Annotated in this window: 16 protein-coding genes, 1 pseudogene and 1 other annotated feature; of the genes and pseudogenes, 6 read left to right on the forward strand and 11 right to left on the reverse strand. The window is 45.8% G+C overall.

Annotated elements, in window-relative coordinates; translation table 11 throughout:
* Window positions 1-21: 21 nt before the first annotated feature.
* The 3 genes from HP552_RS30360 to HP552_RS30370 all read right to left on the reverse strand — a co-directional run bounded on the left by HP552_RS30360 (window position 22) and on the right by HP552_RS30370 (window position 3514).
* A complete protein-coding gene (locus HP552_RS30360; protein ID WP_175399066.1) occupies window positions 22-816 on the reverse strand; it encodes an ABC transporter ATP-binding protein in 795 nt (264 codons plus the stop codon).
* A 29-nt stretch (window positions 817-845) separates the two neighbouring features.
* Window positions 846-1850, reverse strand: coding sequence for an ABC transporter substrate-binding protein (locus HP552_RS30365; RefSeq protein WP_175399067.1), 1005 nt, complete (start codon window positions 1848-1850; stop codon window positions 846-848).
* A 149-nt stretch (window positions 1851-1999) separates the two neighbouring features.
* On the reverse strand, window positions 2000-3514 hold the full coding sequence (locus HP552_RS30370; RefSeq protein WP_175399068.1) for a carboxypeptidase M32: 1515 nt from the start codon (window positions 3512-3514) through the stop codon (window positions 2000-2002).
* A 220-nt stretch (window positions 3515-3734) separates the two neighbouring features.
* Here HP552_RS30370 and HP552_RS30375 point away from each other — a divergent pair, with 220 nt between their 5' ends.
* The 4 genes from HP552_RS30375 to HP552_RS30390 all read left to right on the forward strand — a co-directional run bounded on the left by HP552_RS30375 (window position 3735) and on the right by HP552_RS30390 (window position 5939).
* On the forward strand, window positions 3735-4298 hold the full coding sequence (locus tag HP552_RS30375; RefSeq protein WP_175399069.1) for a beta-class carbonic anhydrase: 564 nt from the start codon (window positions 3735-3737) through the stop codon (window positions 4296-4298).
* A gap of 186 nt (window positions 4299-4484) precedes the next feature.
* Complete coding sequence (locus tag HP552_RS30380) at window positions 4485-5051, forward strand: PadR family transcriptional regulator (protein ID WP_175399070.1); 567 nt, start codon at window positions 4485-4487, stop codon at window positions 5049-5051.
* 100 nt (window positions 5052-5151) lie between these two features.
* Complete coding sequence (locus tag HP552_RS30385; protein WP_175399071.1) at window positions 5152-5655, forward strand: hypothetical protein; 504 nt, start codon at window positions 5152-5154, stop codon at window positions 5653-5655.
* A 5-nt stretch (window positions 5656-5660) separates the two neighbouring features.
* The gene (locus HP552_RS30390) at window positions 5661-5939 is read left to right on the forward strand and encodes a YxcD family protein (protein WP_175399072.1); all 279 of its coding nucleotides are present in this window, start codon (window positions 5661-5663) and stop codon (window positions 5937-5939) included.
* 139 nt (window positions 5940-6078) lie between these two features.
* Here HP552_RS30390 and tyrS read toward each other — a convergent pair whose 3' ends face one another.
* From tyrS to HP552_RS30410, 4 genes and pseudogenes are all read right to left on the reverse strand, one after another.
* On the reverse strand, window positions 6079-7338 hold the full coding sequence (gene tyrS / locus HP552_RS30395; RefSeq protein WP_175399073.1) for a tyrosine--tRNA ligase: 1260 nt from the start codon (window positions 7336-7338) through the stop codon (window positions 6079-6081).
* A 118-nt stretch (window positions 7339-7456) separates the two neighbouring features.
* Window positions 7457-7679: a binding site (T-box leader), on the reverse strand.
* Window positions 7680-7771: 92 nt separating this feature from the next.
* Window positions 7772-8218: a DMP19 family protein gene (locus tag HP552_RS30400; RefSeq protein WP_175399074.1), complete on the reverse strand. Its 447-nt coding sequence runs from the start codon at window positions 8216-8218 to the stop codon at window positions 7772-7774.
* Between the two features lie 5 nt (window positions 8219-8223).
* Complete coding sequence (locus HP552_RS30405; RefSeq protein ID WP_175399075.1) at window positions 8224-8682, reverse strand: Imm63 family immunity protein; 459 nt, start codon at window positions 8680-8682, stop codon at window positions 8224-8226.
* Window positions 8683-8822: 140 nt separating this feature from the next.
* Window positions 8823-10299 (reverse strand): annotated as a pseudogene (locus HP552_RS30410) (protein adenylyltransferase SelO).
* A 215-nt stretch (window positions 10300-10514) separates the two neighbouring features.
* Between HP552_RS30410 and HP552_RS30415 the strand changes: the two are divergent.
* Window positions 10515-11024: a YhfM domain-containing protein gene (locus HP552_RS30415; RefSeq protein ID WP_175399076.1), complete on the forward strand. Its 510-nt coding sequence runs from the start codon at window positions 10515-10517 to the stop codon at window positions 11022-11024.
* Between the two features lie 78 nt (window positions 11025-11102).
* Here the strand turns inward: HP552_RS30415 and HP552_RS30420 are convergent, their stop codons facing one another.
* From HP552_RS30420 to HP552_RS30435, 4 genes are all read right to left on the reverse strand, one after another.
* Complete coding sequence (locus tag HP552_RS30420; protein ID WP_175399077.1) at window positions 11103-12422, reverse strand: nucleobase:cation symporter-2 family protein; 1320 nt, start codon at window positions 12420-12422, stop codon at window positions 11103-11105.
* A gap of 292 nt (window positions 12423-12714) precedes the next feature.
* Window positions 12715-13023, reverse strand: a complete 309-nt coding sequence (locus HP552_RS30425) for a Dabb family protein (RefSeq protein ID WP_175399078.1) — start codon at window positions 13021-13023, stop codon at window positions 12715-12717.
* Between the two features lie 35 nt (window positions 13024-13058).
* Window positions 13059-13604 carry a PadR family transcriptional regulator gene (locus HP552_RS30430; protein WP_175399079.1) on the reverse strand — a complete coding sequence of 182 codons (546 nt, stop codon included), beginning with the start codon at window positions 13602-13604 and terminating at the stop codon, window positions 13059-13061.
* A 75-nt stretch (window positions 13605-13679) separates the two neighbouring features.
* Window positions 13680-14828 (reverse strand): YhgE/Pip domain-containing protein, encoded by a 1149-nt coding sequence (locus HP552_RS30435; RefSeq protein WP_217506610.1) that lies wholly within the window; start codon window positions 14826-14828, stop codon window positions 13680-13682.
* A gap of 106 nt (window positions 14829-14934) precedes the next feature.
* On the opposite strand from HP552_RS30435, the gene HP552_RS30440 reads away from it, so the two are divergent.
* The gene (locus HP552_RS30440; protein ID WP_175399081.1) at window positions 14935-16188 is read left to right on the forward strand and encodes a cytochrome P450; all 1254 of its coding nucleotides are present in this window, start codon (window positions 14935-14937) and stop codon (window positions 16186-16188) included.
* Window positions 16189-16238: the final 50 nt, after the last annotated feature.

A 16238-nucleotide genomic window follows, 5' to 3' on the forward strand; every position in this document is an offset into this window, starting at 1 on the left:
CCTGCTTCTCTCTCATCTGATTCACCCGTTCTTCTCACCTCCTCCAGACTGTTCCAGCTCACTCCACAGCGCCTGAAAGAGCTCATTGAAACCTTCTTGTTCTCTTGCAAAAAAAGGCTGAACCTTTCGAATTCCTTCCGGTATGATAAACTCCCTGCGAATACGGCCAGGATTGCGATCCAAAACAATAACGCGGTCACTCACCGCAATGGCTTCTGAGAGGTCATGTGTGACAAGCACCGATGTTTTCCCGGATTCCTTGAGCGTATCCGACACCAGATCTTCCAGCTGCAGCTTGGTCTGGTAATCGAGCGCAGAGAACGGCTCATCCAGAAGCAGCAAGGACGGTTCGGTCGCCAGTGTCCGTACGAGCGCGACACGCTGTCTCATGCCTCCGGACAGTTCTGAAGGATACAAATTCTCGGTTCCTGCGAGCCCCATACCTGCCAGCAATTCGCGTGTTCGACTACGGCTCCGTTCATCCAGCCTGCCTGTCAGCTCAAGTCCAATCAGCGCATTGTCCAGAATGGTACGCCATGGGAACAGATAGTCCTGCTGCAGCATATAACCAATCTGGGCGGAAGGGCCTTCAACCAGTTTCCCTTTAATATTTACTTCTCCGGCAGTCGGAGTGAGCAGTCCGGCAATGATGGACAATATTGTTGTTTTGCCGCATCCGCTCGGACCAACGAGACTGACGAATTCTCCTTTTTTCACCTGAAGACTCAGATCCTCGATGACCAATGTTGCTTCACGCTCACTGACATACACTTGCGAAATTCCTTCCAGTCTTATCACCGTATCGGATTCAGGCACACATATCCCTTCCTTTCCTGAATGCCTGGTTACTTCGATGACGTCGCTTGTTCCGCATAAGTGTTATCCACAATCGTTTGTGAATCCACCCGCTGCTCAAGTTCGCCGGCGGCACTCATCACGTCCAGCAGATTGTTCCATTCTTCTTCATCAATAATCGGATCGGTTGCATAGGTCCCCTGTTCTTTATAGCGGTTAATACTACTAACTAGGATGGATTGGTCAATGTCTTTAAAGTAAGGGAGGATAACCTCGGCAATCTCTTCAGCCGAATGGGAATCTACCCAGGCCTGCGCTTTGTGCAGCCCGTTTGTAAACTTCTGCACCATTTCCTTGTTGTCATTGATGTAACTTTGTTTAGTCATGAACACCGTGTAAGGCAAATGTCCGCTTTCGGTCCCGAATGATGCAACGACCTTTCCACGACCCTCTTGTTCAAAGATGGATGCCTGTGGTTCAAACAGCTGTACATAGTCCCCTGTGCCTGACGCAAACGCAGAAGCAATATTGGCAAAGTCGACATTTTGAATCAACTCCAGATCATTCTGCGGATCAATGCCATGTTTGTTCAGCGTGAATTCCCCCGCCATTTGCGGCATCCCGCCTTTCCTCTGTCCGAGGAAGGTGCTTTGTTTGAGCTGGTTCCAATCAAAGCTGGCTTCCGCATCCCGTGCAAACAAAAATGTTCCGTCGGTCTGGGTTAACTGAGCAAAGTTAATGACCGGATCTTCGGCTCCCTGCTGATAGACATAGATGGATGTCTCCGCTCCTACCAGAGCGATGTCTACTGAGCCTGCAAGCAAGGCAGCCATCGTTTTGTCACCACCAGCGGTTGTCTGGATTTCGACCTCCAGCCCCTCCTCTTCAAAAAATCCTTGGGCCACGGCTACATACTCCGGTGCGTAAAATACAGAACGGGTCACCTCACCAATCGTAATTTTCGCTTCATTTTTCTCTTCATTGCAGCTCGTGAGTGCCACAATAATAATCAGCAAAATAACGATGGCCCGGATAAACCAGGGCGTGTACTTCATGCTGTTTACCTCCTTCGCTGGTTTCAGCAGTTTCTCTCTACTATGAATATGCCGCTGCCCAGCAAAAGGTTAAGAACTTGCACACCAAAAAAAGAGCCAGGCAATATGCCCAGCTCTCTTTAAGTTCCTGCTCATCCATTTGTGCTGTCTTATAGTTTGTAGATTTCGGTATACTTCGCTTCCAGATAGTCAGCGAGATAATCTGGATTCAGCTCTTCTCCCGTCACGGCGAGAATCAGTTCGGAAGGCGTACGACTTTTACCGTAACGGTAAATCTTGTCGGTTAACCATTCTTTAATCGGAATCAGGTTACCTTCAGCGATATGCGTATCAAACTCCGGCATTTCCTTCCGCAATGTATGTAGAATCTGTGCAGCATACATATTGCCGAGGGAATACGAAGCAAAATAACCAAAATCACCACCGGACCAGTGTACATCCTGAAGCACGCCTAAACCATCGTTTGGAGGTACAATGCCAAGATATTCTTTGTACTTGGCATTCCAGGTCTCCGGCAAATCCTTGACTTCCAGTCCTTCGTTAAATAGCATTTTCTCAATCTCATAACGAATAATAATATGCAGATTGTACGTCAGTTCATCTGCTTCAATACGGATCAATGAACTTTCAACACGGTTGATTGCCCGATAGAAGTCTTCCAGTGCCACTTCGCTTAATTGCGGGAAATGCTGCTGCAAATCTTTGTAGTAGCGTGTCCAGAACGGACGGCTGCGGCCGATCATATTTTCCCAGAGACGGGACTGGGATTCGTGAATGCCCATGGACGTTCCTTCAGCCAAAAGGGTACCTGCCAGACTTTCGTCAATATTTTGCTCATATAAGGCATGCCCGCCTTCATGCAGGGAACTGAATACGGCGCTCGTCACATCATCCTGCAAATAATTGGTGGTAATTCGCACATCCCCGGGGTTAAGTCCTGTCGCGAACGGATGAACGCTCTCATCCAGTCTTCCGGCATCAAAGTCATAACCCATCTGTTCCAAAATAAACAAGCTGAACTTCTCCTGCTGCTCCGTATCAAACAGCTGGTTCAGGAATTCGGTATTCGGCTTGTTCTCGGAAGCGTTGATTTTCTCCTGCAGTGGCACCAAGCGTGCTTTTAAACGTGCAAATACAGCATCTACTTTCTCTACCGTCAGATCCGGCTCATACATGTCAAGCAGAGTATCATAACGCGTGTTTTTCACGCCCCAGTAGTCAATGAACTCCTGTTTGAGTTTCACGATCTCTGTCAGATACGGGGAAAAACCATCAAAATCGCTGTTATGCTTCGCATCTTCCCAAGCCGTTTCCGATTTGGCCGTGAGTACCGTATATGCTTGTACCTTCTCAGGCGGCACGGACTGACTGCGATCGTATTCCTTCTTGCAATCCTCCACCAGGCGGCGGTCTGTATCCTCCAGCTGTTTCAGTACCTCTGGATTGGTCAGCGTGTCCAGATAAGTTTTCATCTCAACCGAAGTTTGAAGCTTAAACGCTTCAGTAGATAACATGCCGATGGTTTCCGAGCGAGTCGGAACGCCTTTTTTCGGCGCACCTGTGCGCAGATCCCAATGAAGCAAACCAATGGCTTCGTGATAACTTTTGATTTTGCGGGCCAAATTACGGAATGAGTCTAGATGTTCCAGTGATTGTTGTTCCATTGTTATCGTTCACCTCTCCAAAAATGTTTAGTTTCCCTATTGATGATACTTTTTGCAATGCGTATAATCAACTTTTAACAGAGGTAAATGGCTTGATTCTGATGTATTAAGCATCCTGCCATTTGCTGAACGTGGTATAATCAAGGATAGGGCGTAGGACAAGCTGCATACCGATGCAAGCAGCCGTGCTCATCGTATTGGATAACAGGAGGCAATGGACATGAACAACATTCAAGAGATTTTGGAGTACAACAAATCATTTGTCGAGAACAAAGAATACGAAAAGTATACGGCTGGCAAGTTTCCAACCAAGAAGATGGCCATCATCACCTGTATGGATACCCGTTTGGTTGAAATGCTGCCGAAGGCCATGAATCTGAAAAATGGCGATGTGAAAATCATTAAAAACGCAGGCGCAATTATTTCTCAGCCTTTTGGTAGTGTTATGCGTAGTGTACTTGTCGCCATTTATGAGCTCGGGGCTGACGAAGTTTTGGTTGTGGGACACACGGAATGCGGCATGGCTTCCCTTCATGCCGAGACCATGATCGGACACATGGTTGAGCGCGGTGTATCCGAAGAAGTTATGTCCACACTAGAGAACTCGGGTATTCGTCTGAACAAGTGGCTGCGCGGGTTTGACAGTGTTGAAGAAGGGGTAAAACATACTGTGGAAGTCATCAAGAAACATCCTTTGCTTCCACCGGGCGTACCCGTTCACGGCATGGTCATTGACTCCTACACAGGTGAACTTGATCTTGTTGCAGAGGGTTACGAGCAATAGGCATCTCTCTAAATGGTTTTGGGTGCGGACCTCAGGGTCCGCACTCTTTTTTTGTCTAAATTGAGGCAGTTAGTCTGTCAGGTTGTCAAACCATACAGTTTCAGTGTACACTTTTATGAAAGCGGTCAATGAAGACATTATCCTTTGTTTTCACTGGCCCAGCCCTAATATTAAGGAGACATGTGCATGAACATACTTTCCTACGGATTGCTCGGGCTGCTTACCCGCGAGGAGTCGTCTGGTTATGATCTGATGCTGAAAATTCAGCCTCATTGGCAAGCGAAACACAGTCAGATCTACCCGCTCCTGTCCAAGATGGAAAATGATGAGCTATTATCTTCCCGCTGGGTGCAACAGTCTGACAAACCGGACAAAAAAATGTATGCAGTCACGGAAAAAGGTATTGAAAAGCTGCTCGACTGGATGATCACTCCGGTTACAGCGCCCGTTACACGAGACGAATTCAATTTGCGTATCTTGTGTGTCGGCATAGCGGAAGACGGGAGCATGAGACGGATTCTGAATGAACGCAAAAACTGGTTTATGGAGCGAATCCGGTATTTTGAGGATCTGAAGTCCCGCATCCCTCAGGATAACCTTCGTGTAGGCAATCGGGAATTCGGGAGCTACATTTTGGTTCAAAAAGGATTAATGAACGCTCAGACTGGCCTTGAATGGTGTAACTGGGTTACTCAGCTGCTCGATGGTCAGGCAGCCATTCAGGACCCTTGTCCGATTATTTCGGAAAATTAAAAAAAATTTGAAACGTTCCTGCTTGTAGACCGTATTACATGAGTAAGGCCCATTTTTAGGGGCGATCACACAATTTAATCGGGGGGTTACGATCTTTACAATGAAGAAAAAATTTGGCATTAAACATCTGATGATGGTTTTTATGGCATTTACCCTGTTGTTCGCAACAGTTGGAGTAGCGAATCCGGATTCTGCTGATGCAAGACGTGGTGGCGGTTTCAAATCGGGTACGAAAAGTTATACCAATACACCTAAGAAATCGGACTCAAATAATAATGTGAGCCAATCGAACTCGACCAAATCGGGTACTGGTGCAGCTGCAACGAACCGTGGCGGATTCTTCGGCGGTGGCGGTGGATTCATGAAAGGCATGATGCTGGGTGGTCTGGCAGGTATGCTGTTCGGCGGATTGTTCGGCGGCATGGGAGCTCTCGGTAACATTCTTGGATTACTCGTAAACGTTGCTGCAATCATGCTGATCGTTATGCTCGCTATGGCACTCTTCAGAGCCATCACGAATCGCCGTAAACCGGCAGCAGATGGTCGTTATGACCGTCGCAATGATCGTGAGGATGATGACCGCAACAGAAACGGACGGTACTAATCGTTATGGTTCTAAGCATGGATGAGATTGTTAACGCGATCTGTCTTCACATGGCTGAACGAAAAGGGGTACGCCCAACCGATGTCAATGTGGAACTGAGCTGGGAAGAGGACACAGGATATTCCGCCGAAGTCTGGATTCAAGGCCGTAGTCAATACTTGGTTGAATCCAACATGATTGAAGCCATCCTGCGCTACCTGCACAGTGAATATAATATCCGGGCTTACCGTGAAAACGTTAGACTTGATCTGGACGAAGAGATTACAGCCATCGTGAATCATTAAACATAAACCATTTGCAGATGGATTGTAAAAGGGCCGTCTCCATAATGTCATTGACATCAATGGAGACGGCCTTTTTGTGTTCCTTGGGAAGTTAAACATCCGTTAACCCTTCCCAAGATATTCATGTAGCTGTACGTTACTACTTCAGCTTCACCAAACTGTAATTTTTCTTGCCTTTGCGGATAATGATGAACTTGCCACCAATCGCATGCTCAGCCGAGACAGTGAATTCAAGCTCCGTAATTTTCTCACCGTTCATGGAGATGGCACCTTTAGTGATATCTTCACGAGCCTGACGTTTGGATGGCTCCAATCCAAGATCCACAAGCCAGTCCACGATATTTTTGGCTTCGCCGCCGGTTTCAAATGTCGGCATTTCCTTGAAGCCCTGCTCGATTTCGTCTGCTGTCAAGGAACGAATATCTCCACTGAAGAGTGCTGCAGTAATACGTTTAGCCTGCTCCAGCATCTCATCCCCGTGAACAAATTTCGTCATTTCTTCGGCAAGTGTCTTCTGTGCTTCACGTTTGTGCGGCTCCGTTTCCACCTTTTCAGCCAAAGCGTCGATTTCCTCTTTGCTCAGGAACGTAAAGTATTTCAGGTATTTAATGACGTCGCGGTCATCTGTATTGGCCCAGAACTGGTAGAATTCAAATGGTGTTGTCTTGTTTGGATCCAGCCAGATGGAGCCGCCTGCAGACTTGCCAAATTTAGTGCCGTCTGCTTTCAGCATTAGAGGAATCGTCAGACCAAAAGCTTTGGCTTCAGCTCCTTCTTTTTTACGGATCAAATCCAGACCACTCGTGATGTTCCCCCATTGATCGGAACCACCGATTTGCAGCTGCACGTCCTCGTTTTGGAACAGGTGCAGGTAATCAAGGGATTGCAGGATCTGGTAAGAGAACTCGGTGAACGAAATTCCGCCTTCCAGTCTGCTCGCAACAACATCCTTCGCGAGCATGGTGTTAAGGTTAAAGTTCTTGCCGTAGTCACGCAGAAACTCGATGACATTAATTTGATGGGTCCAGTCGTAGTTGTTTACCATGCGAACCTGGTTGTCACCTTCGGTAACAAACAGTTTTTTCATCTGCGCCGTCAACGCGTTTACGTTTTCTTGTACCTGTTCCAGCGTTTGCAACGAACGCTCGGATTGACGTCCACTTGGATCACCAATGGTGCCTGTAGCTCCACCAATCAGGATCACCGGACGATGTCCAGCAAGCTGAAAACGTTTCAGCATCATAAACGGAATCAGGTGGCCGATATGCATACTGTCTCCCGTTGGGTCAACACCACAGTACAAGGATATCGATTTCGTTTCGGTCAGCTCACGCAGCCCCTCCGCATCCGTCTGTTGGTTAATGGCGTCGCGCCATTCAAGTTCATCAATAATATTCACTTACAAACAACCCCTTTCTCTACTTATCGTTCCTCAGTCATGGTCTACGTTAATGACGAAAAACACATCGGAGCAGCTTTTTTGGACACAAAAAAATCGCCTCCTTGTCTTCATTAGACACAGGGACGATTATCATAACCGTGGTACCACCCAACTTGCATGAACAGCTGCTTGCGCATAGTCCATACCGCTTTTGGCAATATATCGTTTGCCCATTCCGCTTGGCATTACCCAAGTACTCCAGAGTGTAATTCGCAGCCCTTGTATGTATCAGGTTCCATCAACCCCTGACTTTCTGTAACAGGGACAAAGCCGCTACTGCGCTCCATCAACGTAATTCATGTATTAGATTATAGCCAGTATAGCCGAACGTCAAAGTCATTGCAAGAGCCAGTATTCAATCTCAGCGAATGATCACTAACAACCCATTTTATTATGCCTCAATACCTAGCTTTCCATGATAATAAGCGTATGCCTTACGCGCAATCTGATCATCGTTATTCCAAAATTGCTGATCCAGCTTGTCCAACCCCTGTTCCTCTTCCGGCGTAAGAAAGCGTGGGATATCCCATAATGCAGACAGTCTTTCATCATCGGCTAAATGCTCAATGCAGCCATACTGTTCTTTAAGGATGTTTCGCACCTGATTTGCACCAATCGTATGTAATGCCCGTAAAACATATAAATACGTTTCTTCACCCCAGTTGCAGAAAAATTGGATGAACCCGCCGTTAAAGACATCCACTTCAAACAGCCATAAAGCAGTAATCTCCTGTTCATGAGGGGTCAACCCGTCCCATCCAAGCTCAGATTCATTCTTTTTGTCGACAAAGGTTGTCGCATATTCATACCACACATCATGGATATCTTGCTCCGTCATGCCCCTTACTCCCTTCTTCCTGTTTGCATGCTTTCAAGTTCCTGACGTTTACCTGTTTGGTGCCAATGCAAATATGGATTTCCCATCTGTTGAAAAGCTTCCGTAACCCTTTTGTTCATTTCCTGCCTTAATTCGCTCGTGTATTGCAAATGGGTATGGATATTATCAACATTGTACTTTTTTAACGTCTCTACATGTACACAGGTAAAAATAATATCTTCCAGCAGCCAGTAGATAACCTCATCAGTCTGGTCCAGCCTTTTTTCCAACATCGGAAACCCGCGTTCATATAGGGTAACTACGTATTTTCCACGCTCAATTTCAACATAAGGAACGCCTTCCCATTTGAATGGGTCAAAAAGGCGATTAGCATATTTTTCGCTGTGTTCTCCCCCAAAATCTGTGCGTGATAACAGTTGAAGAAGCTTTTGCACCAATTCCTGCTTGGGCAGCACATCTGACATGGTTAAGCACTCACCTACTCTTCATCTATTTGTAATCCACTTGGAAAAATGGTGAAAAAGCTGCCAGTGGCAGCTCCTTCAAAATCATATGGCTTGTTTTTCTCACACTTTTTATTTTTGATTCCGATCGATATTAACGATCAGGTGCCGCAGAATGTACGATAAGACGGATCACACGTCGTAGGCAGTGCAGCGTATTCTTTCTGTTCCGATGTATGTGCATATGGTTCTTTTAGTACGTTAAGCAGCTGATGCATTACGCTATAATCTTCATCATTCTCTGCCCGTTCGAGCGCCTCTTCCACTCTGTGATTCCGGGGAATGACGGCAGGATTGCTGCTCTTCATCCGCTGCTGCACTGCCTCTTTCGAGTCAGACTGTCTGCTTAATCTGGCCTTCCAGCGTTCGTGCCATTCCGTAAAATCCGGTGCTTCGTTCAGACTCGAATTCTCCCATTGGTCAAAAGTCAAAGCAATGAACGTATTCGTGTAGTCAGCTGTATGCTTTTCCATCAGTTCCAGAAGATCCTTGATCAGCGTTTCATCTTCTGGCTCTTCAGTCGACAATCCTAGCTTGGCACGCATGCCCGGACAACCAGTAATGGTGGTGCTGCTCCGAAAACAGGGAGATGGCATCCTGCGCGATCTGTACAGCCTCTTCTTCATTATCATGCAGGAGGGGTAACAGCGTCTCAGCGAAGCGAGCCAGGTTCCATCCGGCAATATATGGCTGATTCCCATAGGCATAGCGACCCTGCGTATCGATTGAACTAAAAACAGTTCCCGGATTGTAGGCATCCATGAAAGCACAAGGCCCGTAATCAATCGTTTCTCCACTGATGGCCATATTGTCTGTATTCATTACGCCGTGAATAAAACCAACACTCTGCCATTTCGCTATAAGAGCAGCCTGTCGCTTGATGACTTCCTGAAGGAAGTTCAAGTATCGGTTTTCATCTGCAGCAATGTGAGGAAAATGGCGTTCCAGCGTGTAGTCGGCCAGTGTTCGGAGTTCTTCAACGGAGCCCCATCTGGCAGCATACTGAAAGGTTGCGACACGGATGTGACTCGAAGCCACACGGGTCAATATTGCGCCTGGTCGTTCCGTTTCGCGAATAATGTTTTCTCCCGTGGTCACTACAGCCAAACTTCTCGTTGTTGGAATACCGAGCGCCTCCATAGCTTCACTAATGATGTATTCGCGCAGCATCGGTCCAATCGCTGCACGACCATCACCTCCACGGGAGTAGGGGGTTCTCCCTGATCCTTTGAGCTGAATATCCATCCGTTCGCCTTGTGGAGTAATCTGTTCACCCAGCAGCAGAGCTCGTCCATCACCAAGCATATTGAAATTACCAAACTGATGACCTGCATAAGCTTGAGCAAGAGGCTCGGCTCCTTCCGGAGTTTCATTGCCGGCAAAAATGGCTGCTCCTTCCCGGCTGTTCAGCACTTCCGCATTCAGTCCAAGGCTGGCAGCAAGCGCTTCGTTAAAAATGACCAGCTCAGGTGACTGAACGGGTATTGCCCCTTGGCTTGTATAAAAGGTCTGCGGCAGCCGAGCATAACTATTGTCCAAATTCCAACCTGCATCCAACTTTGCCTTTTCCATTGGGATCACACTCCTTCTCCTCAACAAAGGAAATCCTCTGTTTATATTCATGTAGCCTTTGTGAACCAATGCTCATTTATGTAGTCGCATGGAAATTTCAAGGTAAGAACATGTAATATGTTCATGATGAAACTTTAGCATAATTGTACAGCAATTGCATGTTTCAACAGAAACATTCTCTATTTCAGAAACGTCTGGAAATGAAAGGGAGGGGAGGCATTTTGATATACACAAACCATCGAATCTTATTTATAGCCGTATTCCTCATTTTGTTCACTGGTTGTCCCGTACATGAAGATGAAGATCAATATAATGGGGATTATGTAATTGTACAACAACGTGTCGCTGAAGCCCATGGATACACAATGATAAGGAAAATTTCCGTTCCGAAACAAGTACAGATGATTAAGGACATCACTTCAACCATTAAGCAAAATAATATTGAGGCGGAAATGATCCGCCCGCCTGATTATAAGTTTTATTTTGAGAATGATGAAAACGCGGCGGCTTCCAATAGAGTCATATATGACCTCTGGATCAGTCCTAATCAGAATCAGGTTGAAATCATTGTTGAAAGCCAATCTACCTATGTTCAGCTGGATAAAACCCAATCTGCTAAACTATTTGAACTTTTAACAGGCGAAGCGTTGTCCGGGCAAGTAAAAAACAAAGCCAAACTCTGCATCGCATTCGGCATACAAAAGGCCCATGAAAGTTCAATTGTGAGTTGAGTGTGTCCATCCTCATCCTACCAATTAAACAATCTGGACCTGTTCATTTTAATCAGGGACAATCCAATTAAGCTTGGATCAAGTGGGTGCTTCCTGTGTTCCCGTTACTGGCTGAACGGGCAGGCTTTCTTTTTTTAAGCCGATGTTGAAAAAGACATTGAGCAGGATGGCACATAGACTTCCTGTTATAATACCATCGCTCACAATAATGCGAATACTTTGAGGCAGCTGTGCAAACAGATCAGGTACGGCCGTAACACCAAGCCCCAACGAAACGGAACAAGCGACGATCAGAAGATTGGATTGCTTACCGAAGTCGACGGTTTGCAGCATTTTGATCCCGGAAGAGACGACCATACCGAACAGCACCACAGTCGCTCCGCCTAATACAGCACTAGGAATAATGGTTGCAAAAGCAGCTACCTTCGGAATAAGTCCGAGAAAGACCAGAATGCCTCCGGCTGCAACCACCACATTGGTTGTTTTCACTTTGGACAGCTGAACGAGCCCGACATTCTGAGCAAACGTGTTGTATGGAAAGGCATTAAATATGCCTCCAAGCACAAACGCGAGGCCCTCTGCACGATAGCCACGAGCGAGATCCTTCTCATTTATTGGCTGATCACATATTTTGCTCAAAGCCATGAACACACCCGTGGACTCGATAATTACGACTGTACCGACAATAATCATCGTAATAATCGGACCCAGTTCGAACGTCGGCCATCCAAAATAAAAGGGTTGTGGCAGGTGGAACCAGGACGCCTCCTGAACAGGTGTGAAATTCACTTTTCCCATAAGGGCTGCGATGAGGGTCCCCACGATAATGCCAATAAGAACAGCAAGTGACTTAACGAAACCACGAGCATACCGATTGAGCACCAAAATAAAGAGCAGCACCCCAAATGAAAGAGCTAAATTGTCCAAGCTGCCGAAATTTTCACTATTCGCCCCGCCAGCCATATTTTTAATACCTGTCGGAATAAGCGCAAGACCAATAATGGTTACAACAGTACCGATGACAACTGGAGGGAACAGTTTAACGATTTTGCTGAAAAACACCGCACAGATGACGATAAATAACCCGGCTGCAATGATGGACCCGTAAATGGCTGGAATCCCATATTGGGACCCGATGGCAATCATGGGCGTAACGGCTACAAACGAACTTCCAAGCACCGCTGGTAGTCCAATGCCCAGGTACTTTCCTTTTCGGGCCTGAAGCCATGTTGCAATACCACATGTTAGCAGGTCAATGGATACCAGGTACGCCAACTGCTCTGCAGTCAGGTTTAATGCTCTTCCCACAAGCAAAGGTACCAGAATTGCCCCGGCATACATCGCCAATACATGTTGAATCCCCAGTGAAAAAATTCTCATCTTTTTTGTTTCGTTCATCCGCACTTGCCCCCCGAAATTAGAATCAACCCCATGCGTTAATTAATCATGTTATGTTGATTCACATTATATAAACTATTTCGGGAAGTTCCATGATTCATGAACGATAATTGTTACAGGAGATAAAGAGCAAGCATCGTTTTGGGCACATCAAACAAAATATTCACCTTCAAATGTGATATTCTCTTACACAACCATGTTTCGCATGGAATGTCAGGCATCAAAAAAGCTAGCACATACTGTGCCAGCTTTTGTTCCTATTCAACGGAATATGTTCTCCTTCATCCACACCTTATCTCGAGGGAATCGGGAAGTCTGTTACAATCACATTTTCGACCCAACCGCTCAAGGAAGCTACAAATGCCTGATGAGCCGGGTGCGGACCGTATGCACGCAAGGCTTCCTGGTCTTCAAAGGTCACTCTCAATCCGAGTGTGAATCCCTGAATATGGTCGGTTTCTTCCGTTACGTTGATTCCGGCAGTCAGATCAATGATCCCTGGTATTTCGTCTTGTAAGGCAAGCAATTGAGAGACAAATTCCTGCTGTTTTGCCGGGGTAATGCTATCGTTAAATTTGAATACAACCAGATGTTCGAACATGCGATTTACCTCCCTCGTTACAAATGAATAAAAACTTAATTCTTTAACACTCTGCTCTGAACATGGTGAAGCAGCTTCTGCAACCAATCAATATTGCTCTGAATCGTTTGATAGGCATGGTCTCTCATCAACCAGAGTGCATCCATTAAATCCTCATTCGCATCAATCTGCTCTGGCTTTTGCTGCTCAATATACTCGATTTTATTTCTCTGTTTCACAATAATATCTTCAATCAGGTAAGCAATCTTTTGATTGTCCACCTTATCCAGATTAACTAGCGCAGCATAGAGGGACTGTACGTTCGTAAACTTCTGAAACACCTTATATATGCTATCTTCCAGCGCGAGACGCCCCTTTTCGGTTATGCCATACATGGTCTTATCTGGGCGATTCTCACTCTGGATCGTTTCGATCTTCTCGATCAAACCCTTCTTGTGCAGAACTTCAAAATTGTAATAGATCGTGCCTTCCGTAATTTTGGCATCGGTCTGATCCAAATGTTTGCCAATTTTCTTTTTAATATCATAGGGATAACAGTTCCCCTCACTTAATGAACCGAGAATAAATATTTGAATCGACATGTGACTGCCCCCATTCTGCTCTTTCAAAGGGCAAAGCTTCTTAGAGAAAATAGCCCAACCCTTTTATTTCTTATTTTATACCATCGCGGGCTGTTGGGAAGACTCTTGCACAAGTTCGGTTTGCTTGGCATTTTTGAAATGATGAATGGCTGCATTGAGTACGAAAGCCCCCACGCCAACCAGTGCCAATCCAATCGCATAATGTGCTGTTCTCCCACCACCAAAGAGAATATTATAATCCAGATGCGTAGAATAGAACATCGGCGTAATTTGGCTGACGAATTTGAAATATCCAGGCATCATTTCCGGTGACATGGACGTTCCGTTGGCAATCGATTGACTGAGTACAAACACCATGTTGATCAGCATTCCACCTTGACCCAGAAGCATGATGAAGATACTTGTAAACTCAATCGACACGAACAATTGCAGACTATGCACAAGCCACATTTTCAGAAACACTTCCACTCCGTATCCTTGGACCATAAAGTAAATACCTATGCCAACCAGCGGCGCAATCAGAGATATGAGGAGGTTAGTCCCGCGCAGTGCAAAGAATGCCTTCCATTTCCCCATTTGTCCACGCAGCTGCTGCATACCGCCAACACTCTGCATCGCATAAATCATGGCTCCAACATAAAGCGCCATCGTGATGAACATCGGTGCCATCTGGTTCTGCATGCCGGCAGGCTGCGGATTGCTCAGAACGATATTGGAGGATACCTTGCCAGTGGTGGATTCCACGATCTGTTTGGATTGCTCCGCGGGAACCTGCATGCCGTTCAATACAGCTTCGAAACTTTGAGCCTGAACCTGTGTTCCAATCTGGGAGGTAATTTCTGTGGCCACACTTTTCATTGAACTGGTAATCGTCGTTGGATTGGATTCATTAATCAAATATTCCAGTTCTGCTTTCCCGCTCTGTTCAGACAGTTTCTCCGTAAAATTACCCGGTATACGTATCACCATATGAATATCCCGGTCTTCCAGCCCCGTCTTCGCCTGTTCGAGCGTTTTATCGGTCACAACGTTGAACGGCAGCTGCTCTTGCAGCTTTTGAACGAATTCGGTACCGGATTGTTTGTCCTCATTAACAATTGCAACCGTAAGATTGGTTACGTTTTTGGGAATGGCACTATATCCGGACATAAAAACGGTAAGCATCACAATCTGATAAAAAACAATCATGAATATGCCCGCTTTGACTCCCTTATGCTTCAGCATGTTCTTCACTCTCTACTCCACCTTGTTGTTATAATTCAAACTACTTGAATTAAAGTACTCTTGTTTGGTATATTTGTCAATGACCCCAACCAAGGAGGTAAGATGAATGAAGAAGAGCGCCATTATTTCGCTGTCTGAAATCACAAAATTCGAATCGAAAGAAGAAGAGTTTAGCCCTTACCATTGGTATCGCCACATGCTGAAACAGGAACCTGTCGTTTACAATGAGGAAACCGATTCCTGGCATGTATTCAAGTATGATCTGGTCAAAACAGTATTAAATGATCACGAACATTTTTCAAGTGTACGAAAACGATCGATCGTCAATGTGGGGTATTCAAGTGATAATGAGAAGGATAACCAGCAGCATCATATTCCGGACAAGCTGGACATCCACAATGTGGACCCGCCGGAACACCGTAAGCGTAGAGCTCTGCTTGCTTCTGCCTTTACACCAAGAAGTCTTCGCCTGTGGGAACCCCGGATCCAGGCTGTGGCGGACGAACTAATTGAGGAATTTGCCCTTAAGTCAGAGGTGGATATTGTTAAAGCCTACACCAGCATGTTTCCTATTATCATTATGTCCGACCTGCTTGGCATTCCTTCTGAAGACCGCCTTCTATTTAAGGAATGGGTAGATATCATGTTCATGCCAACAACGGAAGCTACCTTCGAGCAGATCAATGAAATGAAAAAAACCGCCGGAAAACAATATTTCGAATACCTCTATCCTTTTGTCGTGTCCAAACGAACCAATCTGGCTGAAGATATTATTTCAGATCTGATTCAGGTCGAGGTCGATGGTGATCATTTTACGGATGAGGAGATTGTACGCACAACCATGTTCATTCTGGGTGCAGGCGTAGAAACTACAAGCAACCTGTTGGCCAACTCCTTTTATGCGCTGCTTTATGATAAGCCGGAACTATACGCCGAGTTGAGAAATAACCCCGAGCTTGTAACAAATGCAGTTGAAGAGATGCTGCGATATCGCTTCCATATCAGCAAGATGGATCGAATGGTGAAAGCAGACAATAACCTGCTAGGCGTTGAACTCAAAAAAGGAGACGCGATCGTGGCGTGGATGAGTGCAGCCAATATGGATGAGGATATGTTCGAAGATCCATTCACATTGAATATTCATCGTCCGAATAATAACAAACAGCTCGCGTTTGGATATGGCACGCATTTCTGCCTGGGTGCACCTCTGGCCAGACTGGAAGCCAAAATTGTACTGACCACTTTCTTAAAAACCTTCTCAAGAATTGAGCCCGTTGAAAGATTTATATTGGAAGAAAATCTAACGCCTTCTGCAGCTGGGCAGTCTTTAACAAGCCTTCCTATGAAGCTATATAAATAAATACAATTTATTGGGATACCAAAAAAGAGCAGATCATCTGCTCTTTTTCT

The organism is Paenibacillus xylanilyticus (genome assembly GCF_013359935.1).
Taxonomy (GTDB): domain Bacteria; phylum Bacillota; class Bacilli; order Paenibacillales; family Paenibacillaceae; genus Paenibacillus; species Paenibacillus xylanilyticus.